General features: G+C 69.9%; 26 protein-coding genes. 11 read left to right on the forward strand and 15 right to left on the reverse strand.

The features are described 5' to 3' along the window. Positions 1-44: 44 nt before the first annotated feature. The gene (locus IE241_RS10820) at positions 45-1,268 is read right to left on the reverse strand and encodes a cytochrome P450 family protein (protein WP_190021462.1); all 1,224 of its coding nucleotides are present in this window, start codon (positions 1,266-1,268) and stop codon (positions 45-47) included. 266 nt (positions 1,269-1,534) lie between these two features. On the opposite strand from IE241_RS10820, the gene IE241_RS10825 reads away from it, so the two are divergent. After that, positions 1,535-2,176 carry a TetR/AcrR family transcriptional regulator gene (locus tag IE241_RS10825; RefSeq protein WP_229899106.1) on the forward strand — a complete coding sequence of 214 codons (642 nt, stop codon included), beginning with the start codon at positions 1,535-1,537 and terminating at the stop codon, positions 2,174-2,176. An 89-nt stretch (positions 2,177-2,265) separates the two neighbouring features. Here the strand turns inward: IE241_RS10825 and IE241_RS10830 are convergent, their stop codons facing one another. From IE241_RS10830 to IE241_RS10845, 4 genes are all read right to left on the reverse strand, one after another. Then, positions 2,266-2,724 carry an SRPBCC family protein gene (locus tag IE241_RS10830; RefSeq protein WP_190021464.1) on the reverse strand — a complete coding sequence of 153 codons (459 nt, stop codon included), beginning with the start codon at positions 2,722-2,724 and terminating at the stop codon, positions 2,266-2,268. Beyond that, positions 2,712-3,632, reverse strand: a complete 921-nt coding sequence (locus IE241_RS10835; RefSeq protein ID WP_190021465.1) for an RNA polymerase sigma-70 factor — start codon at positions 3,630-3,632, stop codon at positions 2,712-2,714. The genes IE241_RS10830 and IE241_RS10835 overlap by 13 nt, the downstream gene beginning before the upstream one ends. 103 nt (positions 3,633-3,735) lie before the next feature. Beyond that, on the reverse strand, positions 3,736-4,188 hold the full coding sequence (locus IE241_RS10840) for a VOC family protein (RefSeq protein ID WP_190021466.1): 453 nt from the start codon (positions 4,186-4,188) through the stop codon (positions 3,736-3,738). A gap of 66 nt (positions 4,189-4,254) precedes the next feature. Beyond that, a complete protein-coding gene (locus IE241_RS10845) occupies positions 4,255-4,860 on the reverse strand; it encodes an RDD family protein (RefSeq protein ID WP_190021467.1) in 606 nt (201 codons plus the stop codon). A 580-nt stretch (positions 4,861-5,440) separates the two neighbouring features. Between IE241_RS10845 and IE241_RS10850 the strand changes: the two genes are divergently transcribed. From IE241_RS10850 to IE241_RS10860, 3 genes are all read left to right on the forward strand, one after another. Next, complete coding sequence (locus tag IE241_RS10850; protein WP_190021468.1) at positions 5,441-6,853, forward strand: phenylacetate--CoA ligase family protein; 1,413 nt, start codon at positions 5,441-5,443, stop codon at positions 6,851-6,853. Beyond that, positions 6,850-7,767: a hypothetical protein gene (locus IE241_RS10855; protein ID WP_190021469.1), complete on the forward strand. Its 918-nt coding sequence runs from the start codon at positions 6,850-6,852 to the stop codon at positions 7,765-7,767. The genes IE241_RS10850 and IE241_RS10855 overlap by 4 nt, the downstream gene beginning before the upstream one ends. Before the next feature lie 98 nt (positions 7,768-7,865). Next, the gene (locus IE241_RS10860) at positions 7,866-8,297 is read left to right on the forward strand and encodes a cupin domain-containing protein (RefSeq protein ID WP_190021470.1); all 432 of its coding nucleotides are present in this window, start codon (positions 7,866-7,868) and stop codon (positions 8,295-8,297) included. Positions 8,298-8,328: 31 nt separating this feature from the next. Here the strand turns inward: IE241_RS10860 and IE241_RS10865 are convergent, their stop codons facing one another. Together IE241_RS10865 and IE241_RS10870 are read right to left on the reverse strand one after the other, a co-directional pair. Further along, positions 8,329-9,381 (reverse strand): magnesium and cobalt transport protein CorA, encoded by a 1,053-nt coding sequence (locus IE241_RS10865; RefSeq protein ID WP_190021471.1) that lies wholly within the window; start codon positions 9,379-9,381, stop codon positions 8,329-8,331. A 79-nt stretch (positions 9,382-9,460) separates the two neighbouring features. Next, positions 9,461-9,610, reverse strand: coding sequence for a hypothetical protein (locus IE241_RS10870; RefSeq protein ID WP_190021472.1), 150 nt, complete (start codon positions 9,608-9,610; stop codon positions 9,461-9,463). A 312-nt stretch (positions 9,611-9,922) separates the two neighbouring features. Between IE241_RS10870 and IE241_RS10875 the strand changes: the two genes are divergently transcribed. Continuing rightward, the gene (locus IE241_RS10875; RefSeq protein ID WP_190021473.1) at positions 9,923-12,541 is read left to right on the forward strand and encodes a DUF4332 domain-containing protein; all 2,619 of its coding nucleotides are present in this window, start codon (positions 9,923-9,925) and stop codon (positions 12,539-12,541) included. A gap of 34 nt (positions 12,542-12,575) precedes the next feature. On the opposite strand, the gene IE241_RS10880 is transcribed toward IE241_RS10875, so the two are convergent. From IE241_RS10880 to IE241_RS10890, 4 genes are all read right to left on the reverse strand, one after another. Next, complete coding sequence (locus IE241_RS10880) at positions 12,576-12,758, reverse strand: hypothetical protein (protein WP_190021474.1); 183 nt, start codon at positions 12,756-12,758, stop codon at positions 12,576-12,578. Positions 12,759-12,974: 216 nt separating this feature from the next. Further along, positions 12,975-13,100 carry a hypothetical protein gene (locus tag IE241_RS34615; protein ID WP_268254371.1) on the reverse strand — a complete coding sequence of 42 codons (126 nt, stop codon included), beginning with the start codon at positions 13,098-13,100 and terminating at the stop codon, positions 12,975-12,977. An 83-nt stretch (positions 13,101-13,183) separates the two neighbouring features. Continuing rightward, complete coding sequence (locus IE241_RS10885; protein WP_190021475.1) at positions 13,184-13,447, reverse strand: hypothetical protein; 264 nt, start codon at positions 13,445-13,447, stop codon at positions 13,184-13,186. Further along, on the reverse strand, positions 13,444-14,154 hold the full coding sequence (locus IE241_RS10890) for an LppU/SCO3897 family protein (protein WP_190021476.1): 711 nt from the start codon (positions 14,152-14,154) through the stop codon (positions 13,444-13,446). Before IE241_RS10890 ends, IE241_RS10885 begins: the two co-directional genes overlap by 4 nt. Positions 14,155-14,380: 226 nt before the next feature. Between IE241_RS10890 and IE241_RS10895 the strand changes: the two genes are divergently transcribed. Further along, positions 14,381-15,385, forward strand: coding sequence for a phosphotransferase family protein (locus tag IE241_RS10895; RefSeq protein WP_190021522.1), 1,005 nt, complete (start codon positions 14,381-14,383; stop codon positions 15,383-15,385). A gap of 145 nt (positions 15,386-15,530) precedes the next feature. Continuing rightward, positions 15,531-16,205 (forward strand): dienelactone hydrolase family protein, encoded by a 675-nt coding sequence (locus IE241_RS10900; RefSeq protein WP_190021477.1) that lies wholly within the window; start codon positions 15,531-15,533, stop codon positions 16,203-16,205. Here the strand turns inward: IE241_RS10900 and IE241_RS10905 are convergent. Both IE241_RS10905 and IE241_RS10910 read right to left on the reverse strand, forming a co-directional pair. Further along, positions 16,182-17,033 (reverse strand): alpha/beta fold hydrolase, encoded by an 852-nt coding sequence (locus IE241_RS10905; protein WP_190021478.1) that lies wholly within the window; start codon positions 17,031-17,033, stop codon positions 16,182-16,184. The genes IE241_RS10900 and IE241_RS10905 overlap by 24 nt on opposite strands. Positions 17,034-17,038: 5 nt before the next feature. Next, positions 17,039-17,620, reverse strand: coding sequence for a TetR/AcrR family transcriptional regulator (locus tag IE241_RS10910; RefSeq protein ID WP_190021479.1), 582 nt, complete (start codon positions 17,618-17,620; stop codon positions 17,039-17,041). Between the two features lie 187 nt (positions 17,621-17,807). Here IE241_RS10910 and IE241_RS10915 point away from each other — a divergent pair, with 187 nt between their 5' ends. After that, entirely contained in the window at positions 17,808-18,242 is a 435-nt protein-coding gene (locus tag IE241_RS10915; protein ID WP_190021480.1) for a hypothetical protein, read from the forward strand. A gap of 38 nt (positions 18,243-18,280) precedes the next feature. On the opposite strand, the gene IE241_RS10920 is transcribed toward IE241_RS10915, so the two are convergent. Further along, a complete protein-coding gene (locus tag IE241_RS10920; RefSeq protein ID WP_190021481.1) occupies positions 18,281-20,500 on the reverse strand; it encodes an MMPL family transporter in 2,220 nt (739 codons plus the stop codon). Positions 20,501-20,800: 300 nt separating this feature from the next. Between IE241_RS10920 and IE241_RS10925 the strand changes: the two genes are divergently transcribed. Continuing rightward, entirely contained in the window at positions 20,801-22,078 is a 1,278-nt protein-coding gene (locus IE241_RS10925) for a sensor histidine kinase (RefSeq protein WP_190021482.1), read from the forward strand. A gap of 8 nt (positions 22,079-22,086) precedes the next feature. Next, positions 22,087-22,800, forward strand: coding sequence for a response regulator (locus IE241_RS10930; RefSeq protein ID WP_229899083.1), 714 nt, complete (start codon positions 22,087-22,089; stop codon positions 22,798-22,800). Between the two features lie 42 nt (positions 22,801-22,842). Here IE241_RS10930 and IE241_RS10935 read toward each other — a convergent pair whose 3' ends face one another. Continuing rightward, positions 22,843-24,027 (reverse strand): hypothetical protein, encoded by a 1,185-nt coding sequence (locus tag IE241_RS10935; RefSeq protein ID WP_190021484.1) that lies wholly within the window; start codon positions 24,025-24,027, stop codon positions 22,843-22,845. Between the two features lie 366 nt (positions 24,028-24,393). Here IE241_RS10935 and IE241_RS10940 point away from each other — a divergent pair. Continuing rightward, on the forward strand, positions 24,394-25,664 hold a 1,271-nt coding region (locus IE241_RS10940; RefSeq protein WP_190021485.1), incomplete at its 3' end, for a phage tail sheath family protein.

The following is a 25,664-nucleotide window of genomic DNA, read 5'->3' on the forward strand; positions in this document are numbered from 1 at the left end:
CGCCTTACTGCTCCCCATTCCGTCTTACTGCGCCTTACCGCGCCTTACCGCGTCGGACGGGTGGGGGTGTAGCGGACGGGCAGGCGGGACAGGCCGCGGATCAGACCGGGGCGCCACGGGGCCTTGGCCGGGTCGGTGTCCAGGTTGAGGCCGGGCAGGCGGTCGAGGAGGGCGGGGAAGGCGACGGCCGCCTCCAGCCGTGCGAGGGGAGCGCCCAGACAGTGGTGGATGCCGTGGCCGAAGGCCAGGTGGCCGCCGGGTGTCCGGGGGCGGCGGATGTCGAAGCGGTCGGGACCGGCGAAGCGGCCGGGGTCCCGGGAGCCCGAGCCCAGCATGATCAGGACGGGCTCGCCCGCGGGGATGGTCCGGCCCGCGATCTCGATGGTGTGCGTGGTCCAGCGGTAGGCGGCGGAAGTCACCGGCCCCTCGTAGCGCAGCATCTCCTCGATCGCGCCTTCCATCAGGGACGGTTCGGATCGCAGGGCTGCGAGCTGCTCGGGGTGGGTGAGCAGGGCGTACGTGCCGTTGGCCAGCAGGTTGACGGTGGTCTCGTGGCCTGCGACGAGGAGGAGGAACGCCATGCCGATCAACTCGTCCGCCGGCAGGCGCTGCCCTTCGGTGTCCTCGGCCCGGACCAGGGCGCTCAGCAGGTCCTCGCCGGGGCTGTGTTCCTTGGACCGGAGCAGGTCGGCGAGGAAGGCCGCCATCGCCGCGGCCGCCGCGGCGCCTTCCGGGGAGGCGGGTTCGAAGACGATCCGCTGCGACCACTCGCGGAAGGGCTCGCGGTCCGCTTCGGGTACGCCCAGGAGCTCGCATATGACGGCGATGGGCAGGGGCAGCGCGAGGGAGGCGACGAGGTCCGTGGCGCCCAGCGGGGCGATCCGGTCCAGCAGCTCGTCGGTGAGCTGCTGGATGCGCGGCCTGAGGGCCTCGATGCGACGGGCGGTGAACTCTCCGGCGACCAGCGCCCGCAGGCGGGTGTGCTGGGGAGGATCGGTCTGGAGCATGTTGCGGCCGACGGCCTGGCCGCCGTCGCTGGTCCACCGGGAGGAGTAGCGCACGTCGGTGCTGAGCGCGGGGTTCGTAAGGGCTGCGCGCGCCGCCTCGTACCCGAGGATCACCCACACGTCGCCCGCCCCTTCCGTGGGGACGCGGTGGACGGGGCCCAGCTCGCGCAGGTGGGCGTAGAGGGGGTAGGGGTCGGCCACGAAGTCCGGGAGGTCCATGCCGGCCGGGGCCAGGGCCTGGAAGTCGGGAAGCGTGCTCATGAATCGTCATCCCTTCGTCAGCCGGTAGCGGACCGGCAAAGTGGGGATAGCTCCCCACTACGTGCCGTGACCTTAACAGCGAAACGGGGACCAGTCCACGCTTCGCTGTTAGAGTGCTGTCGCTGCTGTATGAACATCCCGCTGAACATCCCGCAGGAGGAGCCATGAGCGACGCGACCGGCGGGGGCGCCTCACCCGGCCACGGCCACAGCCCCGACGACGGCCACGGCTCCCGCTCCGGCTCGGGCCGGGGAGGGACGGCCCCCCTGCGCAAGGACGCCCAGCGCAACAGGGACTTGCTCATCGCGGCCGCCCGCGAGATCTACACCGAGCGCGGCGTGGACGCCCCCCTGGACGACATCGCCCGCCGCGCGGGCGTCGGCAACGCCACCCTCTACCGGCGCTTCCCCACCCGCGGCGCACTCATCGAGGCGGTCTTCGGCGACGCCCTGACCCACACCCTGCGCCGGGGCGAGGAAGCCCGGAACGCCGACGACGCGTGGGCGGGCCTGACCGGCTATCTGGAGTACATCTTCGAGGGCCTGGCCGCCGACCGGGGCGCCAACGACCTGATGACGACGGGCATCCCCGGCGTTCCCTCCCTCGACGCCCTCAAGACCCACCACCACGAGACCGTCTGCCTGCTGATCCGGCGCGCCCAGGAACAGGGGTCCATGCGCGACGACGTGGTCGTCGAGGATCTGCTGTTCGCGCTGGCGGCCCTCGGCCGCGTCGTCCCCGCCTCAGTGACCGTCGCCCCGCACGCCTGGCGGCGCCACCTCCGCCTCCTCCTCGACGGCCTGCGCGCGCCCGCCGACGCTGCGCTCCCGCTCCCCTCCCCGCCGCTCACGTCCGGCCAACTGGCCGACGCACTCCGCGCGCTGGCCGCCCGGGAGACGGCCGGCTGACGGGGAGTCCTGACGCTCAGGTCGCGGGTCGACTCACTGCTCGCCGCTCACTGCTCACCGCTCACTGCCCGCGGCTCACTGCCCGCGGCTCACTTGCGAGCGGGACCCGAGGCCAGTGCACCGTCGGCGGCGTCGAGAATGTTGCGGAAGGTGCGAGTGATGATCGGCCGCGCGAGGCGGCGGGTGAGGAAGGGGCCGACCAGCGGGACGGGGATCTCGGCGCGGGTGGTCCAGCGGACGTGGGTGCCGCCCTCGACCTCGGTGAACGTCATACGGCCGAGTTCGTGCCGGGCCGGCGGCAGGCTGCGCTCGACGACGTACTCGGTGGCGTACGGCGGGTCGTAGTGGGTGATGCGCTCCCGGAACCAGCCGATCAGCCAGAGGTGACTGCGCACCGCGCCGACCCCGTAGGCCGCGGTCTCGCCGCTCCGGGTCAGGCGGCAGCGCACCACGAGCGGCGAGCTCGTGTAGTTGGTGGTCGTGGTGAGCCAGGCGAAGACATCGTCTATCGGGGCGTTGACGACGCGTTCGACGATCATGGTTTCCACGGTTGACGTCCTCCTCTGTCGAGTGGGCGCACCGCATCGGCGCGGTGCAGCTTGTCCGGGTTGCGCATGCCGTAGAGGCCGGTGATCCGTCCGTCGTGGATCTCGAACGCGAGCAGCCAGTCGAGTTCGCCGTCGGCGAGGAACCGCGCCGCGGGCATGCCGTTGCAGGTGACGTGCTCGAAGGGGGCCGATGCAGCGCCGGTGCGGGACACCCCGAGGGCGAACCGGGCGACCTCGTCGCGGCCGGTGATCGGGTGGCGGGCGGCGACCACCTTCCCGCCGCCGTCGGAGATCACCACGACATCGGGCGCCAGCAGGTCCATCAACGCCTGGACGTCACCCGTCGCCGACGCGAGCAGGAACCGCTGGACGATCTCCCGGCCGGCGGCGGAGTCGGGCTCGAAGCGGCGGCGGCGCGCGTGAACGTGCCGGCGTGCCCGGTGGGCGATCTGCCGGACGGTGACCTCGGTCTTGCCGACCGAGGCGGCGATCTCACCGTGGGTGTAGCCGAATACGTCGTGCAGCAGGAACACCGCACGCTCGGTCGGGTTCAGCGTCTCCAGGACGAGCATCATCGCCATCGACACCGACTCGGCCAGGATCGCGTCCTCACTCACCCCGGGCGCCGTACGGATCGGCTCGGGCAGCCACGCGCCGACGTACTCCTCGCGGCGCGCCTTGACCGAGCGCAGGTGATTGAGGGCCTGCCGGGTCACCACGCGGACCAGGTAGGCGCGCGGATGCTCGACCGCGGCCGGATCGACCGCGCTCCAGCGCAGATAGCTCTCCTGCAGCACGTCCTCCGCGTCGGTGGCGCTGCCCAGCATCTCGTAGGCGATGGTGAACAGCAGCGCACGGTGTTCGGTGAAGGCGTCCCCCACAACCGGCTCCTCTCTTCGGGCACCCATCGAGACACCTCGCACCGGCAGACCGTGACAGTCCATCACCGTGATTCACTTCACATGCGATCGAGACGCGCGTACGACGTGTGGTCGCAGCTCGCCCGGCCGCTTACGCCGCGCAGAATTCGTTGCCCTCCGGGTCCTGCATCACCCACCAGTGCCCGGCCGGGCCCCTGTTCACTTCGCGGACGCGCGTCGCCCCCAGCCCTTCCAGCCGGGCCACCAGCGCGTCGAGGCCTCCGGGCTCGCTGTGCACGTCGAGGTGCAGGCGGTTCTTGCCGGACTTGCCCTCGGGCACGTCCTGGAAGAGCAGCCGCCGACCGCGGCCGACGCCGCTGGTCTCGTCGAACGGATCCTCCGGGTGGCGGATCGCGGCGTAGCCACGGAAGGTCTTGCGGCCGTGGCGCTCGACGACCGCCTCCTCGCCGAGGTGACCGGCGGCCAGCAGCTGCTCGACGAGCGTGCTGGGGTCCTCCACCTCGTACTCCAGGGCCGCGGCCCAGAAATCCGCGAGGGCGGGTGCGTTCGTGCTGTCGATGACCAGCTTCCAACTCAATGCCATGTGACCAGGTCTATTGGTACATGGACTCCTCCGCAACCAAGAGGCTCACGCTGCACTCGCCGGCGGTCAGCGAAGGTCCTTGCTGCGTACGTACCGCAGCCCGCAGCCGTCCTCGTACGGGTCGCCGTCCGCCCAGACCAGACTCCGCAGCGGCTGCATCGGAAGCCAGGTCAGGCCGATGAGCCAGCGGCCCACGGCCTGCCAGAAGCGCGGCCGCCCGCCGTCGGCCTCGCGCACCACGCGCGTGAAGAGCAGGAACTTGCCCACGGTCGTCCGGAACACCACGGCCCCCAGCACGTGGTGGACGAAGGACACCCCGAACACGCACGCGGCGACGACGGCCCAGAAGACACCGACGCTCTTGTCGTCCGCGAGCCGCAGGCCGAGGGAGAGACCGGCGACGACCGTGATGGTGCCGTCGACTGCGGAGGCAAGCATGCGGCGCTCGTCACCGACCGGCTCGGGGACGACGGGGGCCTGCGGGTACGGGTACGGCTGCTGCGGGTACGGATTCGGCTGCTGCGGGTGCGGGTGCGACTGCTGCGAATACGGGTGCGGGTATGACTGCTGCTGCGGATAGGGCGGCTGCTGCGGGTGCGCATACGGATGCCCGGGCTGAGGCTGTGAACCGTATGGGTGGGGCGGGGACTGCTGGTACTGGTAGTCGTTCACAGGCGCCATCCTGCCGGACGAGTGTCACGGATGATCATCAGGTGGATGCCGAAGCGGTATCCGCGGCCTCGCATACACCGGTCGGCGCCACACGCCCGTGAATACAGGACCGGCGGGCAGAATTATTTCCTCCACATTTCCGGAAAGCGGAATCAGGCATCGCCGAAATCGTTAAGAAGATAACATTCCCCACCCGGGTGTCCGGAATTCCCTCTTCTGTAAAGGAGCCCCCGAACCGGCCCCCACCAGGCAGAACGAACCTTTTACCGGCCACACACCCGGCTGCCCGGAATTATTTGTTGCGCCCTCCGAGAATGCTCTGCCACTCTGACGCCTGCGAGGCGGAGAGCCCGCCCCATACGCGCCGCATAGTCGGCCGTAGGGCATCCTCCGCACATGTCCGCATACGAAAAGGGAGGGCTTCCATGAGCACGGTCAAGAGCAGTGCCAAGCAGTTCAAGTACGTGATGGGCGCCATGACGGCGGTCTTCTTCGGTACCTGCTGCAGTTCCTGATCCAGAGGGTGGAGGGGCGGTCGCAACCGCCCCTCCACCCGTGCCGACGGCCCGAGGAGAATTCCATGCTGGAAACGGGGGTCCGGCAGGTGCGGATGGCGATGTCCATGGTGTTCGGCCGCCGGCTGAACGTACGTGCCCTGGAGGCCCTGGTCGCCGACGCCCTCGCGACACTCGACGAGTTCGGCTCGCTCGGCGACGAGGTCGAGCAACTGAGCGACGGGCCTTTCGCCGACCCCGGTGACCGCCGCGATCTGCAGGATCGCGCGCTCCGCCGCACGGTGCGGCGGCTCGCCCGGCAGTCGGCGTTCTACCGGGAGCGACTGGCGGGGGTGGATCCGGACCGGGTGAGCACCGAGACGTTGCCGGCGATTCCTGTGACGCGCAAGGCCGATCTGATCGAACGCCCGGCGGACTTCCTGTGCAGTGCGCCCTACCTGGCCACGCAGACGACGGGCAGTACGGGCCGGCCGCTCCAGCTGTGGGTCTCCCGCTACGAGATGGGGCTGTGGCCCGCCCTCGTCGCGCTGGCCGTGCTGCTGCGCGGCGATCTGCGTCCGGCCGACCTCACACAGATCAACGTGAGTTCACGGGCCACGGCCCCGATCCGGGAAGCCGTCGAAGTGTCCCGTCTCACCCACTCCTCCGTCCATGTGGTCGGGCAGATTCCGGCAGAGGAGTCGCTCGACCACCTGCTCGGCACGTACGGACGGGCGCCCACGATCGTCGCGAGCAACGCCAGCTATCTGGGCCAGGTCGTCACGGAGGCGCTGCGCCGCGGTTGCGGTCCGGGCGACTTCCGGCTGCGGGCCGTCAACGTCGGCGGGGAGATGCTGACGGCGGGGCTCGCGGACGCGATCGGCAAGACTTTCGGAGCCGAACAGGTCAACGACATCTTCGGGATGACCGAGCTCCTGCCCGTCGGCGGGCGGACCTGCAGCCACCGCCATCTGCACATGGACCCGAACATGGGGTACGCGGAAGTACTCGACCTGGAGACCGGGTCGCCCGCCGAGCCCGGACGGCTCGGCACCCTGACCGTCACCCCGTACTACCCGTACCGGGAGTGCATGCCGGTCCTGCGGTACGACACGCGTGACGTCGTACGAGCCCTGCCCGGCGACCTGGACTGCGAAATGGGGGCCATCCCGGCGGTCTCGCAGATCCTCGGCAAGGCGGGCCGGCTGCACCGCACCGCGGACGGCACGCTCACGCCGCGCGACGTCCTGGAAGCGCTGGACGGCACCCCCGGCCTGCAGTGGCCGATCCGCCACCGGGCCGAGGTGGGTGCGAACGGCAAGCTCCACGTGGAGATCGCCACACGGGAGGCTGCAGCCTCGGATGCCTCGGCACGGCTGCAGGCACACGGCATCGACGCCACCGTCACCGTACTGCCGCTCGACCCCGCGGCCGCCGCCCGGCGGTTCCCGCTCCGCTGCGACCTGCTGGAGCACACGTTCACCAGGAGCGCCCCATGACCGTCCTCTTCCAGATCGCCGGAACGGTGGTGCTCGCGCTCGCGGTGAGCCTCGGTGCGGTCGTCTTCTTCCGCACCGTGCGCGTTCAGCGCGCACCGATCGGCACCTTCAACGGCCGGGACATCACCATGACGATGGGGTTCGTCCTCGTACTGCCCTACGTCTATCTCGCGCTGCCCGGCGCCACCCTGCCGACGCTGCTCGCGCTGGCGTTCGCGGGTGGCCTGACCGTGGGCTACCAGGCGGTCGTCCCGGACGGGAGAATCCGCTGGGCGCTGATCGCCGCCCTGCTCGTCACCGTGATGACCTGCAGCCTCGCGATCGGCTCCGACTCGCCCGCGTACTGGCTCGCCAACAGCTGCCTCGTCGGCCTGATCGTGGTGTCGGCCACCAACCTCAACGTGCAAGGCGGCATGCGGCTGAGGCACGTCGCGCTGTTCCTGCTCGCGCTGACCGCCTACGACGCGTTCTTCGCCACCGTGGTACCGCTGACCCAGGAACTCGCCGACGCCATCCAGGGTTACCCCTTCGCACCCACCGCCGGGATGCGCATCGGCGGTCTGGCGGCGGTGGTCGGCATGGGCGACCTGCTCGCCTACGCCTTGTACACGACCGCCGCGTACAAGGCCTACGGCAGGCCGGGGCTGGCCACCGCACTCACCCTGGTCACCCTCTTCGGGGCCGTCGCCCCCAGCGCGACCCTGCACATCACCACCGCCGTGACAGGACAGGAGCCTTCGCTGGTCCCTGCCCAGATCTTCTTCGGGCCGGTCGCGTTCCTGGGCTATCTGGTCCTGCGGCGTCGCGGCCCGGAGCGCAGGATGGCCCAGGTGCCGGCGCCCCGGGCGGTCCGGCGGACAGCGACGCGGCAGCCCGATCCGGTGCTCGGCAGCGGAGATCCCCGCCCTGTGTGAGCTCAAGCTGCCGCTGCCTGCCCTCGCGTGGGCACCTGAGGCGGCGGCGTCTGGCTCGAACTGATCGCATGCTGCAGCAGACTTGTTGTACTGCGCGCATGGAAGATCACAACGAGTGCACGGTGGTCCGCACCGGGCAGTACGAAGGCGTTCAGGGCGGCACGTTCGGCGCGGGGATCAGCGCCCAGTCGGCGGGGGCGAAGGCGCTGTGCCTTCACCGGCTGGTGATGCCCGCCGGCACCCGGGGCCGCCCGCACCTGCACGAGGGCCATGAATCGGCCATCTTCATCCAGTCCGGCCAGGTCGAGGTGTGGCACGGCGAGGGCCTGGCCGAGCACGTGGTGCTGCACGCGGGCGACTACATCCACATCCCCGCCGACACCCCGCACATGCCGGTGAACAACGGCAGCGACGACATGGTGTGCCTGGTCGCACGGACGGACCCCGACGAGCAGGAAGGCGTCCGCCTGCTGGACCTGCCGGACTGGCTGGCCGCACGGCTCGCTCCGCTGACCGTCGGCGTCGGCTGAGGAGGCCGGGCCCACCGGGGGCGCGGCCGTTTCACCGCGCCCCCGCGCGCGGGTGAGCGTCGCTCACCTGCGGCACCGGCACCGGCGGGGCCGGGTGACCGTGGCGCCGGCGCAGCCAGACGTAGAGCAGCAGGCAGGGCAGCAGCAGTCCGCCGAGGGTGAGGACGAGGAACGCCGTGAAGCTGCTGATGTGCGTGACCAGCCAGTCGAAGTTCTGGCCGAAGAAGCCGACCACGAACGACAGCGGGAGGAACACCGACGCCAGGATCGTCAGCCGCTCCATCGTGGCGCTCTGCCGAAGGTTGATCTTGTTCTGCTCGACGGAGATCACCGCGATGTTCGCTTCGAGGACGGTGGCCAGCAGGTCCCGCTGGGCGGCCACCTCCTCGTTGACGAGCAGGAGGTGGTCGTGCACGTCGCGGAAGTACGGCAGGAGCCCGGCCGGTGCCTTGCCCGGCTGCAGCCGGCGGGTCAGCACGGCGAGCAGCGGGTGCACCGCGCGGTAGAAGTCGGTGGCCTCGCGGCGCAGGGAGTAGATCCGCTCGGTCGGAGCGATCGCCCCCGAGAACACGGTGGCCTCGATCTGCTCGATGTCGCGCTCCAGTTCCGCGACGACGGGCGCGTAGCCGTCGACGACCTGGTCGAGGATCGCCCACAGCGTGGAGATGCTGCCCGCCCGCAGCAGTTCGGGGCGGCGTTCCAGCCGGCTGCGGGCGCCGCTCAGCTCGCTGGCGATGCCCTGGCGCACGGTGATCACGAACTGCTCGGCGAGGAAGATGCTGATCTCCCCGGTGTCGACCTCCTCGCGCTCGTCGTCGTAACGCGCCGTGCGCAGGATGATGAGCTCGGTGCCGTCCTCGTACTGCTCGGCCTTCGGCCGCAGGTGAAAGGACCGGGCGTCCTCGACGGCGAGCTCGTGCAGCCCGAAGCACTCGCGTACCTTCGTCAGTTCCTCAGGTCCCGGCTCGAACATGCCCAGCCAGACGAACCCGCCCTCCGCGCAGCGCGCGGCCGCCTGCTCCAGCGGCATCGCCCCCTCGTGCTGCCGCCGCCCGTCACGGTAGTGAGCGCAGTCGACGATCACGCGCTTCCTCCTCGCGTCGCGCCGGCGTCCGCCGGCACTCGGCCGGGCGCCGAGCGGCGCCGGAGCTCTCGGTGGATCACTACAGGACCGACGGCACGGGGAAGAGGGAGTCGGTCAAGGCCTGGTTCTCTACCTGGAGGCGGTCGATGGCCCCGATCCTCCCGAGGAGCCCGACGCTGATGCCCTCCGCCTCGATGAGCTCGTCGATCCGAGCGAAGGGCCCGTGCAAGATGGGTGGTCGACGGTCCCCTGGGCCAGCGCATCACCGATGCCTGTGACCTGGGCCAGCCCCTCGGCAGTCACGGTGTTGATGTTGACCGACATGACCGTCGACCCCTTTTGGAGACGTTTGATCGCTTTGCAGACGAATCTAGCTGTCCGGCGGAAGAAAGTGGCGCAGCCACGCGAACCACGGGGGCATCTCGCCAGGAACGAGAGAACGTATGCCGCGGCCGGAGAGCGGTAGCGATCTCGTGGTGCGCATGCGGCGGCATTCCTTTACGTTCGGCAACGAGATCCGCTGTCAAGGTATGGGGCCGGAATGAGGATTGCGCCCTGGCGTTGGGCCGTGCAAGTGGCAGTGCATGTAGGCAGGGCACTACTGGTTCTGGCCGCGCCCGAGAGGGTCGCCGCAGCGCCGCCCCCTCCCGATGTGGCCTGCCGCACAGCCGCTGCTCATCTCGACGCAGGCCAGCTGAAGGAGGCCGAAAAGCTCTACACCATGGCAGCTGCGGCCGGTACAGACGCATGCGCGATCCAGGGTTTGAAGCAGCTCTCCGCAAGGCGGGTCGAGGCAGACGGCGCGGTGATCCGCGGCCACGAATTCCTGCGCACCGGTGAACCGGCCCAGGCTCGGGAATCATTCGAACACGCTCTCAAACTGAACGTCGGCAGCGTCCCGGCAGCCCAGGGCCTTGGCGAAGCGCGGGCGCTGCAGCAACGGGGTACCTCCGGAGCATGGGCCAAATGGCAGTCCTTCTACTCCGACTGGGTTAACCCGATCGTCACAAGACTGCTCCTGCCGGCCGTGCTGACCCTGGTTGTGCTGCTGGCGATCAGCAGACTGTGCTCGGGGCTGCTGGTGAGAGCGGATGCCGTCAGTTGGCCCAAACGACAGCAGCGGCTGGCGCTGAGTATCGGCACCACCCTGCTGGCAGGCGGGGCGTTCTTCTTCCCCGTCTACCCGATGTTCAGGCTCTTCCACGCCGAAGAACCGCTGGTGACAGCAGCAGCTGCTGCCATGGGGCTGATTCTACTGGGCATCGTGGCAATCCTTGTGCTGGCCAGTCGGCACCATGCCCAGCAGTACGAGATCAGGCATGTGGGTCGGCAATGGAAGTGGCTGCTGTGTTCGCTCTGCGGTACCGGCGCGCTGACCGCCCTGGTCTGGTGGGGGCAGACGACCCTCCACCGGCAGATCGTGGTGCTGTACGGCGGACTCGTGGTGTTCGGCCTGCTCATCACTTCCGCCGCGGTGGGGCAGAACCGGCGCCTGCAGGTCCACGCGCAGGCAGGCGGCTCAGCGTCGGACGAGGCGGCCACGGACTACGTACTGGCCCGGCTACAGAGCCTCGGCATGGAATCGCCGCGCGACCTGCTCGCCATTCCGGCGCTGACACCTCTGAGCAGACTCAGTAGCGAGGACCTGAGCGCTCTGCCCAGCGGCCCTCTCGCCGGTGCTCTCGCCCGCGTCTTCTCCATTTTCAGGCCGGACCTCACGTGGCGCGCGCGAGTGACCATCATGGATGACAACCGGGTGACCGTCGCCCTGACCCGTAACGGCCGGCATGCCGAGAGCGTGATCTTCAGCCGTCTGGACCTCGCGCTTCCGTCTCTCGAGCATGGCAGTTCGGAGCTCGAGACCACGCTTGTCAGAGACCGTGCCCATGCCCAGTTGCTGACCGGCGCGGCAGCCTTCATCCTTATTCACCTCAGCCAGGTGCACCCGGAACTACGCGGCGGACTCTGCGGGGCCGAAAACTGGAAGAGCGTCACACAGCAGGTCATCGCCTGCAGCAAATCCCTCATCGACGACCCTGCTGGGCGCGTTGCGCTACTGGCACGCGCCGTGGACGAGGACCCCAGCAACGTCCTGGCGCGCTTCGAATACGTATGGGCGCTCCTCAAAGGCCTTCCCGATCAGCCAGGCCGGCATCGGAAGATCGCAGAGACGGTCGAGTTGCAGTACCAACGCCTACCTGCCATCGGCACGGAGAAGGGCTGGGAGCCGCTGCACATGCGCGCCCTCTACAAGATGACGGCGTACTGGCTGAACCACTACGTCGAGAGCGACCGCAGAGACACCACCGCCTTGAGCATGGCACAACAACGGGCGGATCAGCTCATTGATCTGTGCAAGAACCGCGACACCTACGGTAAGAAGCTGGAATGGGTTGCCAAGCGCATGCTCCCCATCGCCGAGAACCTGAGACACAACATCGACGTGACCAAACCCGAACCCGTGCCTGACAACTGGCTGCACCCGCACACCGAAGCGCCGCCCTCACCACGCCTGGCTTACAACCAGGCATGCCTCGAATGCCTACTGATGGAACGAAACCACACCGAAGCCGTCGGCAGCGCCCTCGACGACCTGCGGTTCGCCCTGGCCACTGAGGACGACCGGGACGAAGCCTGGGCCGATCCGTTCTTCCGCGCACTTCGCCCGAACAAGGACTTCCAGCGTCTCATCCGGCGTCCGCCCATCAAATTTCTGGACCTGCCCGCCTTCAGCAAGCACAGATCTCTCCTGGACAAGGCTGGCATCAGCGTCCCCGACGACCTTGTCGGACGCACTGCCACGGAGGCCCAGCGGAACGCGCTCGCTTCCTACCTCAGCACGTCCTCTGTGATCATCGACCGCTTCCGCGCCCTCGCGCTCCTCGCCCAGGTTCACCCGGACCTCAACAGTCCCACCATGCTCTTCCTCCTTGAGCAGAGCGGTGTCAGTTCGCCAGCAGCCCTCGTCGAACATGCTCGCAGCGATCCGCGGGGCCTGCTGCGCACCTTGCGCCGGGAAGCCGCCACATACGCCGTGCACCGCTTGGCCGGTCTGGGGCGGCCCCATGGCTGGCTGGTGAGTGCAGGGCTCACACCGTTGCGGGCCAGAGCAGCAGCCTGGGGACGCCGAGGTGCCGACAATGACCGGCCGATCGGCTGAGGTGTGGTTGTCTCCATCGGCTTCGGTCCACGCCTCAACCGCGGTGGCCGTTCCAGAAGGCGCAGTGGTGCGCGGTCCCCACGTCGAGCGGCCGCAGGCCGTCGTGGCCCGGTGCGAGGGACTGGGCGAGGGGAGCCCGGTCCCGGAATACGGGCGGGGAGCGCCGGGGTGGTTCGGGGTGCCCGGTGTGTGCGAAGTGCGTCCAGTAGTCGGTCATCCGGTCCGCCAGGGTGCGCTATCGTTCGGCGAACTCGTAGGCGTACGTGGGGACATGCCCGGCGAGCGCCTCGTGGGCGCGCAGGGTGGTGCACGCCCATGCGTTGTCGGTGGTCACCGCGGCCCAGGCGAGCGCGGGCGTGGGATACGCGGAGAGCGGGTATTCCGCTTCGACGGCACCGGTCGCGTCCCCGAAGGACTTCCACAGCCGGGCGCGTTAGTCCCGGGCGTCGTGCAGGGGATACCGGCCGAGGAACAGGCCGAGGAACATGCGCATCTCGTCGCGGTTGGAGCCCTGGATCACCGGCACCCGGTGGAAACGGCCGGTCTCCAGGGCACTCACCGGATCCGTGGGCAGGAGCGCGTTGCCGTACGCCGGTCTGTTGAAGACCGTGGTCGGCTCGGGTATGACGAGCCTGGCGACGCTCAGGCCCCGCAGGCAGTCCAGCGCACCCGCGCCCTGTGGACAGCCGAGACGCCGGGCTGCAGCGACACCCTCGGCGCGGAGGCTGCACTGGGAGACGAAGGGCGGACCTTCGTGTGCTCCAGCGGGGCCAGCAGCTGCCAGGCCTTCACGAACGGCACGTCGACGTGCTGCTGCATCTCGGTCGACGCGGCGCGCACGTTGGCCATGACCGTCGTGAAATGGTTGAAGGCCAGATAGCTGCCGGGCGGCGGCCGCCGTGTCACCTCGCGTACGAGCCGAGTCCCACCAGGCAGTAGACGACCTCCCACAGGGTGCGCCCGCCCCTGCTGCTCCAGCTCGAGTACGCGTACTGGCTCTCCGCGACGCTCTTGCACTTGCTGCGGTCCGTCGTCCCGTGAAAGGTCTCGATCACCCGGTAGTGGGCCTTCGCGGACGAGCAGCTGACCACCCGGAACGGATCGACGGTCACCGTGCCCGCCGACGGGGGCACCGACTCGCCGTCGAGGCAGGTGCCCAACTCGTGGGGGCGGGCGGGAGCGGGAGGTTCGAGGGGCGGTAGGGAGCGGCGGGGCGTCGCGACGCCTGCGCCGTGGGGAGTCGGGGATCCCGAAGGCGTCTCCCCCACCGGCCCGCCGAGTCTGGAAGGTCCGGAGGAATCGTAGGAGCTGGGCGCGGGTAGCGGGGCATCGGCGGACGAGGAGCGGTCGTTGCGGTCGCTCAGGACCACGATGCCCGCGACCACGGCCGCCACAGCCGCGAGTCCGACCAGCTTCGGCGCCAGGCGGCCGGGCCTGGCCGTCACCACCACGCGTATCAGCACGTCGCCCCGCGGCGTGCCTATCCTGATCAGACCGCCGCCCGGGACCGGGGGGATGCGCACTCTGACCGTCCCCCACGGCAGGTCGACGGGACGGATGACACCCGAGGACGCCTCTCTCGGGCTGAGGCTGACAGTGACTTCTGCTGACACCGCGACTCCTGAGCCGATGATGAGCCGCCGCACCCGGGATCGGAGACGGCCGGTCTCGGCCAGTGTGGACGAATCACTGCTGACATTGGAGTGCTTTTCTAGAAAGAACTTCTACTTCTCCATAACGGACAGAACAACGGACAGAAGCGGAAGGCGGGTTGCCCGGGTCCGCTTCCACCGACCCGTCACCGTGATCATTAGGCTGGGCCCCATGGTCAAGGGCGAAATGTTCAAGGGCGAAGGCGAGGCGGCCGTCCGCGCCGTCATCGATGACCGAGGCTGGTCCCGCACCCGGCGGTGGGTGGAGCAGAGCCTGCCTCCCGGGGACCGGATACGAGCCGTCACGGCATTGCGCGGCGGGTGGACGTCGGAGATGCGCCGGCTCGACGTCGGTGCAACACGGCGGCCGGAGGGAACGCGAGAGCCCTACTCGCTCGTCCTGCGATCCTTCACCAAGCCCTTCTACGTGAAGCACGCCCGGGGGCTGCTCACGCGGGAAGCGGACATCCTCCGGTTGCTCAGCGGCGCCGGGCTCGTGCCTACGGCTCGTCTGCAGGCTGTCGATGCGGCGGCGGAGCACTGCGACCATCCGTCGCTGGTGATGTCGCTTCTTCCGGGGAGCGTGCGGCTGGACGAGCAGGACGTGGAGCGGAAGTCGGCTCTCCTCGCCCGGCAGTTGGTGGCCGTTCACGGCGTGTCCGTTGCGGAGGCGGACCGGCCGCGCACGTACGAAGCGTGGACCGGCCCCGAGCGGGTGCGGATCCCCGAGGGCACCGAGCGTCCCGAGCTGTGGCGGCGTGCCGTGGACGTCATCCGCCGCCCGGCCCCCGCCTACCGGCCGTGTTTCCTGCACCGCGACTTCCACCCGGGCAACGTGCTCTTCACCGGGCACGGCCCCGACCTGGCGATCAGCGGCGTCGTGGACTGGGTGGAGACGTCCTGGGGACCGGCCGACCTGGACGTGGCCCACTGCTCCACGGCGACGGCCCTGCTGCACGGCGTGCAGGCCGGCATGCAAGTGGCGGTTCACTACGCCGCTGCCGGAGGCGCACTCAGCGACGATCCGGCCGCGCACCTCTACTGGCGTCTCCTGGACGCCCTGGCCTTCGCACCGGACGCGGAGAAGGTCGCCGTGCCCTGGCGGGAGCTCGGCCGGAGCGATCTGACGCCGGCCGTACTGACGCAGCGCCTGGAGGATTACCTTCAGGCGCTCTTCGACCAGTACGCCTGAGGGCTCCGCGGCAGCCTCTGCCCCGGTCGGCTTCCCCGGTCGGCTTCCCCTTCCGGCGTGGCGAGCCGGGCCGGACGTCACGCCGGGGGATGGTGGTCCAAGAGAAGGCGGCCCCAGCGGTACGGGCGAATGGAGGAGGGTGGCGGTGATCTCCGAGGAGGTTCTGATTCCCACCGACGGGCCGGAGCTCGTCGGTGACCTCGCCGTGCCCGATGCCGCCGGGGCGGTGGTGCTGTTCGCCCACGGCAGCGGCAGCTCGCGGATGAGCCCGCGCAACCGGGCGGTCGCCGCGACGCTGCAGCAGGCCGGCCTGGCCACGTTGCTGATGGACCTCCTGAGCGAACAGGAGGAGCAGGTGGACGCGGTCACGGCTCAGCACCGCTTCGACATCGCCCTGCTGAGCGTGCGCCTGGCCGCGGCGATCGACTGGCTGGGCCGGGACCCGCGAACCGCCGGCCTCGCGGTACATCTGTTCGGGGCCAGTACGGGTGCGGCGGCAGCGCTCACAGCGGCCGCACAGCGACCGGAGCGCGTCCGGTCGGTCGTCTCGCGCGGCGGGCGCCCCGACCTCGCCGACGATGCGCTCGGCCGTGTCCGGGCGCCGGTACTGCTGATCGTGGGCGGCCGGGACTACGACGTGCTGCAGATGAACCGCACGGCCGCCACGCAGCTGCGGGCGCCGCACGAGGTCCACGTCGTACCCACGGCCACCCACCTGTTCGAGGAGCCGGGAACGCTGGAGGAAGTCGCCGACGTGGCGTGCCGGTGGTTCCTCCAAGGCTCGGGGAAGCAGGGCTCAGGCGAGCACCCTGAGCAGTAGCTCGCCGAACTCCTTCGGGCGCTCCACGGCGCCGAGGTGTCCGCCGGGGAACTCCACCAGTGTGCGGCCGGAGAGCTCTGCGAGCCGGGCGACGGGCCCGTGGAAGGGCTCCTGGGTGCGCGACTGCCGCCCCACCGCCGGGACCAGCTTGTGCGCCGCGGGACGCAGCGCCTCCAGGTCCGGGACGGACGAGGAGAAGGGGCACAGCATGTTCTCCAGGAAGACCGGGAAGTTGGCGTGCATCCGGGGAGCCATCTCCTGGATCTCGGGCGGCAGTTCGGTCGCCCGCTCCGCCTCCTCCTCCGTCACGGGCTCCCCGATGCCTTCGCCGAACCGGGCCATCGCGGGGCCGAGGCCCTTCTCCCGGAAGGTGTCGCGGACCTCGGCGAAGAGCGCCCTGTACGGGGCGGGGTCCTGGAGGAGCTCCAGGAGCGGCGGCTCGTGCACGACCACGCGGCGCAGCCGGCCGGGGTGGCGGGTCAGCAGGTCGAGCGCGACGATGGCGCCGGAGCTGCTGCCCATCACACTGGCCTCTTCGCCGGGCGAGAGGTGGTCGAGCAGGCGCAGCGCGTCGTCGCTCCACACCTGGACCTGCTGGTCGGTGAGGGGACCGTCGAGGGTGCTGCGGGACAGGGCGCGCGGGTCGTAGGACACCACGGTGTACTCGGCGGCCAGCGCCGGGCTCATGCCCGCGAACATCCCGGCGTCTCCCGCGCCACCGGGGATGAGCAGCAGGAGCGGACCGCTGCCGCGCGTCTCGTAGTACAGGGTCGCGCCGGGTACGGCGAGCGTGCCGGTGGTGGGGCCGGGGCCGGGCTTGTCGTTCATTTCTCTTACTCCCCGTTCGTTTTGGAAGGCCACTGCTCCAGGAGCACGTGGAGGGCCTCGAGCGCGCGCGACCAGGACTCCTGCACGGGGCGGGAGTGGCCGAAGCCGCCGCTGAGCTCCAGGTGGATGTAGCCGTGGAAGGTGCTGCGCAGCAGCCGGCCGGCGTCGGTCAGGTCCGGCTCGGCCAGGCCGTAGCCGCGCAGCATGCCGTAGGTCAGTTCGACACTGCGCCGGAAGCCGGCGGAGTCCGCGACCTCTTCCGGCGCGAGCTGCATCTGCGTCGCCGCGTACCGGCCGGGGTGCGCGAGTGCGTAGGAGCGGTAGGCGTCGGCGAAGGCGATGAGCGCGTCCTTCCCGGCCCGGCCCGCCACCGCCTCGGCGATGCGCTCGGTCATCTCCGCGGACCCCAGCAGGGCGATCCGCACGCGCAGCTCCCGCAGGTTCTTCACGTGCGAGTAGAGGCTGGCGTCCTTGACGCCGAAGTGCCGCGCGAGGGCGGAGACGGTGACCTTCTCCAGGCCGGTCTCGTCCGCCATCACCGCGGCCGCTTCCGTCAGCCTGGCCACGGTCAGCCCTGCTCGCACCATGCGTACACCTCTTTCCTAGAGCTTCTAGGCAGAAAGCTAGCATATCTAGCCGACGCTCTTTCAGATCATGTGCCGCCCTTCGGCAGACCCCATGTGACCTGGGGTTTTACGGCGCCCCTCAGGTACGCTCCCGACAAGTCACCCGATACTCGTCACTCGTCACAGACCGGAACAGGAGCGCAGAAGCATGACCGAGGAAAGCCGGCACGCCCGGGCAAGCTGGTGGGCGCTTCTCGCCGTGGTCCTCGGCGTGCCGCTGTTCTTCGCCGGTCGTATCGCCTACGCGATAGCCGTCGAAGACGACGGCGACCCCTTCCCCACCCGCTCCGTCGGTTGCGGCCGGGCACTGTCCATCGGTGAGGTCGAGCTGCCGCCGGGCGCCACCCGGGAGAGCTGCCAGGAGATCCGCGGCTGGCAGGACTACAACGGCTGGGGAACCTTCCGCATGCCGCGCGAGAACGTCAGCGGCTGGCTCGGCAAGAACTTCCCCGAAGGCTCGCGCCCCTGCCAGGGCGACCCGCATGCCCTGTGCGCGCGGAACAACCGGATGCCCGAGGCCTCCGCGGAAGTACGGTTCGAGGACAAGGACACGGCTGTCGTCGCTTTCGAGACACACAGCTGATCCGTCCAGCTGATCCGTCCATTCGACTCGACAGCAAGTCAGGGGACGGAGATGCGGTCGTGGTGCGGCTGCGGAGCCCGGGGGCCGGCGTGGTGACGGCCGCGGTCGCGGCCCGGGCGGAACGGCCACCACGTGCCCCGGCCGAGGATCGCGGCGAGCGCGGGCACCAGCACGATGGACAGGACGAACGCGGAGAGCATGATGCCGAGCGCCGTCGCGAAACCGATCTGCTGCGTTGAGGGCGCCGCATTGACGGCGAGGCTGCCGAAGGAGGCGGCGAGCACGATTCCCGCCGTGGCGATGGCGGGTGCGGTGTGGCGTACGGCGCGGGCGACGGCGGCACGGGCCGGGCCCGGGCGTTCCATCTCCTCGCGGATGCGGTCGCTGATCAGGATGTTGTAGTCGGTGCCGAGGGCGACGACGAAGAGGAACAGCACCAGCGGCAGGACGAAGTTGACGCCCGGCTTGCCGAGGAGGTGCTGGAAGAAGAGTGCGGAGGCGCCGAGCGTGGCGGCGAAGCCGAGTCCGACGGCGGCCATGAGGACGGCCGGGGCGAGCAGGCTGCGCAGCAGGACGAGCAGGATGAGGGCGATGAGCACCGCGGCGACCGGGAACACGATCTTCAGGTCGTGGTCGACGGCGGTGGAGATGTCCGCGAAGATCGCGGCCGTGCCGCCGACATGGGCTTCCAGACCGGCGGGGGTGCGGGCGGCCACGGTGGCGCGGACGGGCCCCGAGACGAGGTCGCGGGCCTGCTGGGACTGGGTGTCGACGGTGAGGTAGAGGTCGATGCGGGCGGCGGTGCTGTCGCTGTTGAGGGTGGTTCTGCCGACCTGGCCGACGCCCTTGACCTCGGCGAGGGCCTTGGGCAGGGCGTCGAGTCCTTCGGCGGTGAGGGCGCGTCCGTTCTTGGCCGTGACGTAGACGGTGACCGGATCGGACACTCCGGCGGGCAGCGCGCGGGAGATCTCGGCGGAGGTGGCGGCTGCCGGGGTGTCGTGGGTTCCGGAGGCCTGGCCGAAGTCCATCCGGATGCCGGTCAGTCCGGCCGCCAGCGCGCCCAGCAGGGCGACCGAGGCCAGCGCGAGGGCGAAGGGGCGGCGGGCTACCAGGTCGCCGACGCGCGCGGCCGTGCCGGGGCGGGGTTCGCGCTTGAGGGCGCGGGAGGGCCAGAACATCTTGCGTCCGGTGACCGCGAGCAGCGCGGGCATCAGGGTCAGGGCGGCCAGCAGCATGACCAGCACCGAGACGGCGATGGCGGGACCGAGCACGCGGAACTGTCCGAAGGTCGCGACGCCGAGGGTGGCGAAGGCGGCCACGATGGTGAGGGCCGCGGAAGTGATCGCGGTGCCGACGCGGGCACTGACTTCGGCCGACACGGCGCGCGGGGGCAGGTCGGGGTGGGCCCGCAGCTCTTCGCGGAAGCGGAAGAGGAGGAAGAGGAAGTAGTCGACGCCTATGCCGATCAGCACGACGCTGATCATGCTCGGGGTGGAGGGGTCGAGCTTGATGCCGGCGAGCATGGCGACGCCGACGACCGCTCCCGCCGCCGCACCGCCGACGATCGCGACCGCCAGCAGGGGCACGAAGGCGGCCAGCGCGCTGCGGAACACCAGGATGTTGATCAGCACGATCAGGCCGACCATGAGCATGCCGACGACCTGCTGGGTGGTCTCCTCCGCTTCGGCGGTGTCGACGAGGTCGGCCAGACCACCGGTGAAGCCCGTACGCATCCCGGCTTCGGCGAAGTCGGCCTCGGCCCGGTCGCGGAAGGCGCGGTAGAGGTCGTGCAGGCCGGGGTCGGTGGAGTTGCCGGTCAGCTGTACGGAGAGCAGCTCGAAACCGCGGTCGGGCGCGACCATGGCGGGGCTGACCTTGGGAGTCTGGGAGTAGTCCTCGGCCAGGAAGGAGGGCGGTCCGTCCTCCTTGGGCGCGGGCATCGCCACGCGCCGGTGGCCCAGCTGTTCGGCGAGAGCGGCGACGCGGCGGTGGTCGGGCCCGGTGAGGGGCTTGCCGTCGGCGCGGGCGACGAGCACGGTCACCGCGTTGGCATCGGGCTTCACGCCGAACCGCTCCTCGGCGACCTTGAGCGCGGCGGCCGAGTCGTACTTCGCGGGCAGGAAGTCGCCGCTCTGGGCCTGGGTGACGCGGTAGATCAACCCCTGGCTGAGCACGCTCAGGAAGATGCCCACCACCGCCCAGAGGCCGATGACCTTCCATGGGTTACGGGTGGAGAGCCCGGTCAGGGCGCGGATCACGTGGTCCTCCGGCAGACGGTGCGAGGGTGCATGGGGTGGCGTGGGGGTGGGACGCGGGGTTCTCCCGGCCGGTGTCCAGTCCATCAGCGCGGAACGCGCGAATCGTCCGAGTGCAGGACGAGAAAGGGCCTGGGAGCGGGGGCCGGGAACAGCCGCGGACCAGGACCGTGGTCCTGGTCGGGGATCGGCTCGTGGGCCCGGGGCGGGGCCGCCGGCCGGTGCCAGAATGGATCATCAGATGCAGCCGTGCCGCACCGGCAGTGATCAGCGGGGGCGGCTGGGGGGAAGGACCGTGATCACATGTCGACTACGCACCCTGATGCGAGGGGCTCAGGAGCTTCCGGCTCCGGGGGATTTCGGCCTGCGCCGAGCGGCGACGCGCTGCCGTGGACGCGCAACGACGGACTGGTCGCGGTCGGGGCCGCGGCCGTGGACCTGATCGGCTTCACCCTCACCAGCCAGCTCGATCTGGGGTACGTCCCGGCGGCCGGGTGCGTACTCATGGTGGTGTCCGCGCTGCCGCTGCTGGCCCGGCGCCGCGCCCCGGTGCTGACGCTCGCAGCCGTCCTCCTGCTCGGCCTGGTACTGAATCTGAGCGTGCCGATCGCCCAGCACTTCAACGCTTCGGTCGTGGTCGCGCTCTACACGGTCGTACGGACCCGGCGCGCGGCCGTGGCCGCGTCGGCGACGCTCGCGGCCGTGGCGATACCACTGGTGGGGCTGGCGTCGTGGCCCCGGCCGAGGATCATGGACGTGGTGGGCAACGGGGCCTCCGGAGTGCTGGTGGTCGTCGCCGCGATCGTGATGAACCACTGGCAGCGGGACATCGAGGCCAACCGCCGGATGCTCGCCGACCGTGCGGTCGCCGACGAACGGCGCCGCATCGCACGGGAGTTGCACGACATCGTGGCGCACCACATCACCACCATGCAGCTGATGGCCGGAGGCGCCCGGGCCAACCTCGCCTACGACCCGGAGGCGGCCGAGGAGGCACTGGTCACGATGGAGGCGTCCGGGCGGATCGCGCTGCGCGAGATGCGGCAGCTGCTGGACGTGCTGCGGGCCGGGGAGGAACCTGAGGAGGCGCCGACCGCTCCGCAGCCCGGGGTCGGGGACCTGGAGCGGCTCGTCGCCGAGTCGCGCCGGGCCGGGTTGCCCACCGCGCTCGCCGTGCAGGGCGAGGAGCACCCGCTGCCGCCGAGCGTGAGCCTCACCGTGTTCCGGATCGTGCAGGAGGCACTGACGAACGCGCGCAAGTACGCGGGCAAGGCGCAGGCGTCCGTACATCTGACATACGGGCCGGGTGGCGTGACCGTGGAGGTGTCGGACGACGGCGTGGGGGCGGACGCGGGCTCAGGCTCGGGCTCGGGCGCCGACGCGGGCTTCGGGTGGGGGGCCGGGGCCGGTACGGGGTCCGGTTACGGCCTGGTCGGGATGCGGGAGCGGGTCGTGCTGCACGGCGGAACGCTGGAGGCCGGCCCACTGGAGGAGGGCGGGTTCCGGGTGTCGGCCCGGCTGCCGCTGAAGACGGACGAACAGCCGGCGTTGAAAGCCGGCGAGGGGGTGGTGCTGCGATGAGCGCGGCGGTGAACGATGTCTTGGGGGACGCGGTGAGTGAGGGGTCGGGCCGGCGGACGGTCAAGGTGCTGATCGCGGACGACCAGCCGCTGGTCCGGCGCGGGCTGGCGCTGATCCTGGCGCCGGACCCGGCCTTCGAAGTGGTGGGCGAGGCGGGGGACGGCGCAGAGGCGGTGGCGCTCGCGCACCGGCTGCGGCCCGACGTCGTCGTGATGGACATCCGGATGCCGGTACTGGACGGGGTCGCCGCGACCGGGCGGCTCGCGCAGGAACTGCCCGGGTGCCGGGTGCTGGCCCTGAGCACCTTCGACATGGACGAGTACGTGGTGGCCGCGCTGCGCGCCGGCGCCTACGGCTTCCTGCCCAAGGACATCTCGCCGGAGGAGCTGGTCACGGCGGTCCGCGTGGTCCACACCGGGGAAGCCGCGGTCGCGCCCCGGCTGCTGACCCGGCTGATCTCCACGTACGTCAGGGCCCCGCGCCGCCCGGAGCCGCCCGTCGCGAACACGGCCGAGCTCACCCCGCGCGAGGTCGAGGTGTGGCGCCTGATGGCCACGGGGCTCGACAACACGGGGATCGCCGGGGCGATGGACATCAGCCTCTCCACCGTGAAGAACCACATCACGAACGTCTTCGGAAAACTCGGCGTCCGCGACCGGGCCCAGGCGGTGATCACCGCGTACGAGACGGGGCTGGTCGAGGTGGGCGGCGGGCGGGGGTAGCGGCAGTACCACCTGCCGTACCGCACGCAGGACCGTGAGGGCTCAGGCAGCGGTGAAGTCTCTGACTTTGAAGCCGCCCCCGTCGCCTTGGGCAGCCTCGTCCTTCGCCTTGTTGTAGACCTCGGCCAGTACCGCGGGCACACCGGCGTAGTTCATCGCCCGCTGGACCCGCTGATGCAGCGCTTCCCAGTCGATGTCACGGTCGTTGACCTGTTCGACGCCCGCGAGCCTCTTGAGTTTCTCGCGGGCGTCCTTGGTGGCCTTCCGGTGCGTCTCGCCACTCTCCAGGAAGGCGTCGTTGACCAGCTTCTCCAGGCGTTCGATGTGCCGGAGCTGCTCCGGTTCGTCCCTCATCTTTCCTTTTTTGTTCAGAGGCAGGACCAGGCCGCCCGCACGATTACTTGCAGGCCGGTATTCGGGGAAGTCCTCGAAGTCGGGCATGCTCAGTTTCGCCAGAAGATCGCTGACCGGGCGCACCTCTCCGTATCCCGGGTGGTTCTTCAGCTGTACTGCCAGGCCGTCCGGAACATAGGTGACGAGGGAGTTCGGCACGGCCGAGCGGGTGACCTCCTTCATCCAACCGCCTCTGACCTCGTACTGGTCCGTGTCCTTCGCCTTGTCGGTGCTCTGATTCGTATTGCGCGCGTCGGCTGTCGCCCCGATCTGCTGCTCGCTGACCGCGTTTTCGGTCACCTGACGGTAGGTCTCGATCGGGATGAGGAACGTCCGCACCATGGATGTGTCGGCCGGGTCGGAGGGCGCGTTTCCTCCCGATGCCTTGCGGTTCTTCTGATCCTGGTAGGTGCGCATGTAGTGCATGGCCCGCCAGGGCCGCCCCATGTTCAGCCAGGCGGAATCCTGCTGGTTGATGAAGTCGATGGAGCCGTCGGCGCGCTGCTGCACGTCCTTGTGCCTGCCGCCCGTCACGGGGGCGAAGACCGTCTGGTAGACGCGGACGTACAGCTTTCCGCCACGCTCCTCGGTGTCGATGTCGCCGCGATTGGTCAACGACGTCCTGTCACCGGCCTTGGCGATGTAGCTGGGTTCTTGATGAATGACCCGGTGCAGCTGCGCGACGGCCGCGTTCCCTGCGGTGTGCTGGAGGGACAGGATCCTGTCGGCGGGCCGGGTGCCCCGCCCGATCGCGGGAGCCGCGGGAGCCGCGGGGATCGGAGCAGGTCGAGCGGCTCGTGCTGCGGCGTTCTCGCCACGATCTTTCGCGGGCATGTGGGACCTCTTCGCCATAGGAGGGACCGGCTGCCTCTTGCATACACGCCGCACGAAAGGACGGGCCAGAGCGCCGAACGCCGAACGTCGGCCTCAGACGTGGGGTTACTCGGTGTGCGACCGCAACATCCGGGTACGGGGGATGACCTGTGAACCTTCAACCGGTTCGGTCCTGTCGGCCGCCCCTTCGAGTGAAGGCCGAGTGACGAGCCGCTGACGGGACGGGACGCGGCGTAGCCGGGATCATCAAGTGGATGAGGGGCATCCGTACATCATCCGACTTAGCTTCACTCGTTCGCGTGCGCGTACGCGTGGGCAATGGTTCGCTGATGGCGCGCATTTCCCGATGAGAGGGGCAAACAGCGCATGTCTACAGGACCGTTAGCGCCCGGAGTGTTCGTCAAGGAACTACCCAGTGGAGTCAGGACGATCACCGGCGCGGGGACGTCCACCCCCGCCTTCCTCGGGTACGCCGTCCGGGGACCCGGTGATCAGACGGCTTCCCCGCCGACCCTCGTCAGAAGCTGGCCCGAGTTCGTCGACCTCTTCCACTTCCGCTCGCCGCTCCCGGCGAAATCGGTCGAGGAGGAGCTGACGAGGCTGGGCAAGGCCATCGGCGACATCGAGGGGACGCTCCAGCCCCTTGAGGAGAGTCTCCGGGCGGCGGCAACCGCCGAGGCCCCGGGGCCGGCCATCCCCGTCGAGGCGTTCGACAAGCTCGTCGAGATCCGTACCGCCCAGTGGCACGGTCAGCCGGTCGATCCGGATGCCGAAGAGGAAGCCGAAGCCACCGCGAAGACCGTCGCCGAAGCCTGCTCCGAGCTGTACGAGAAGTGGGACTCGACCGGGGCCCAGTTGCTGCCGCTCTGCGTGCGCCAAGCCGAGCTGACCGTCATCAAGGGATACTTCGACAAAGCGAAGACCTATCACCTCGCCGAAGCGGTCTACGGATTCTTCGCCAACGGCGGGACGTCCTGCTACGTACTCCGGCTCGACCCCGCCCAGGGACTCGCCGCGGAAGTCGACGGCCTCCCCGACAAGCGCACCGGTCTGGCCGGGCTGAAGACCGTCCCGGAAGTGACCATGGTCGCCGTCCCGGACCTCTGGTCCAAGACAGCCGAGGCCGACACGGTCCCGGCCGTCATCAGCAACGTCGTGGGCCACTGCGTGACCATGCGCAACCGGCTCGCCCTGCTGGAACCGCCGCCCGGCACGCCGCCCGGAGACGTTCCCGGCTTCCTCACGAATCTGGCGCCGCAGGAAACGTCCGACGCCGAGTTCACCACGCTCTACTACCCGTGGGTTAACGTCCCCGGCGTCGACGGATCCCCCCGCACCGTCCCGCCCTCCGGGCACATCGCCGGCGTCTGGGCCCGCACCGACGCCGAACGCGGCGTCTTCAAAGCCCCCGCCAACCAGAACCTCCGCGGCGTACTGACGCTGCCCACGCTCCTGACCGAGGCCCGCCACGGCGAGCTCAATGAGAAGGGCGTGAACTGTCTGCGGGTCTTTCCCGATCGTGGCCTGCTGGTCTGGGGTGCGCGTACCCGCTCCAGCAGCCGCGACTGGAAGTACCTCAACGTCCGACGCCTCGTCAGCTACCTCTCCGACTCCATCCGCCAATCCACCACCTGGGC

The sequence above is a fragment of the Streptomyces hiroshimensis genome (genome assembly GCF_014650335.1).
Taxonomy (GTDB): Bacteria; Actinomycetota; Actinomycetes; order Streptomycetales; family Streptomycetaceae; genus Streptomyces; species Streptomyces hiroshimensis.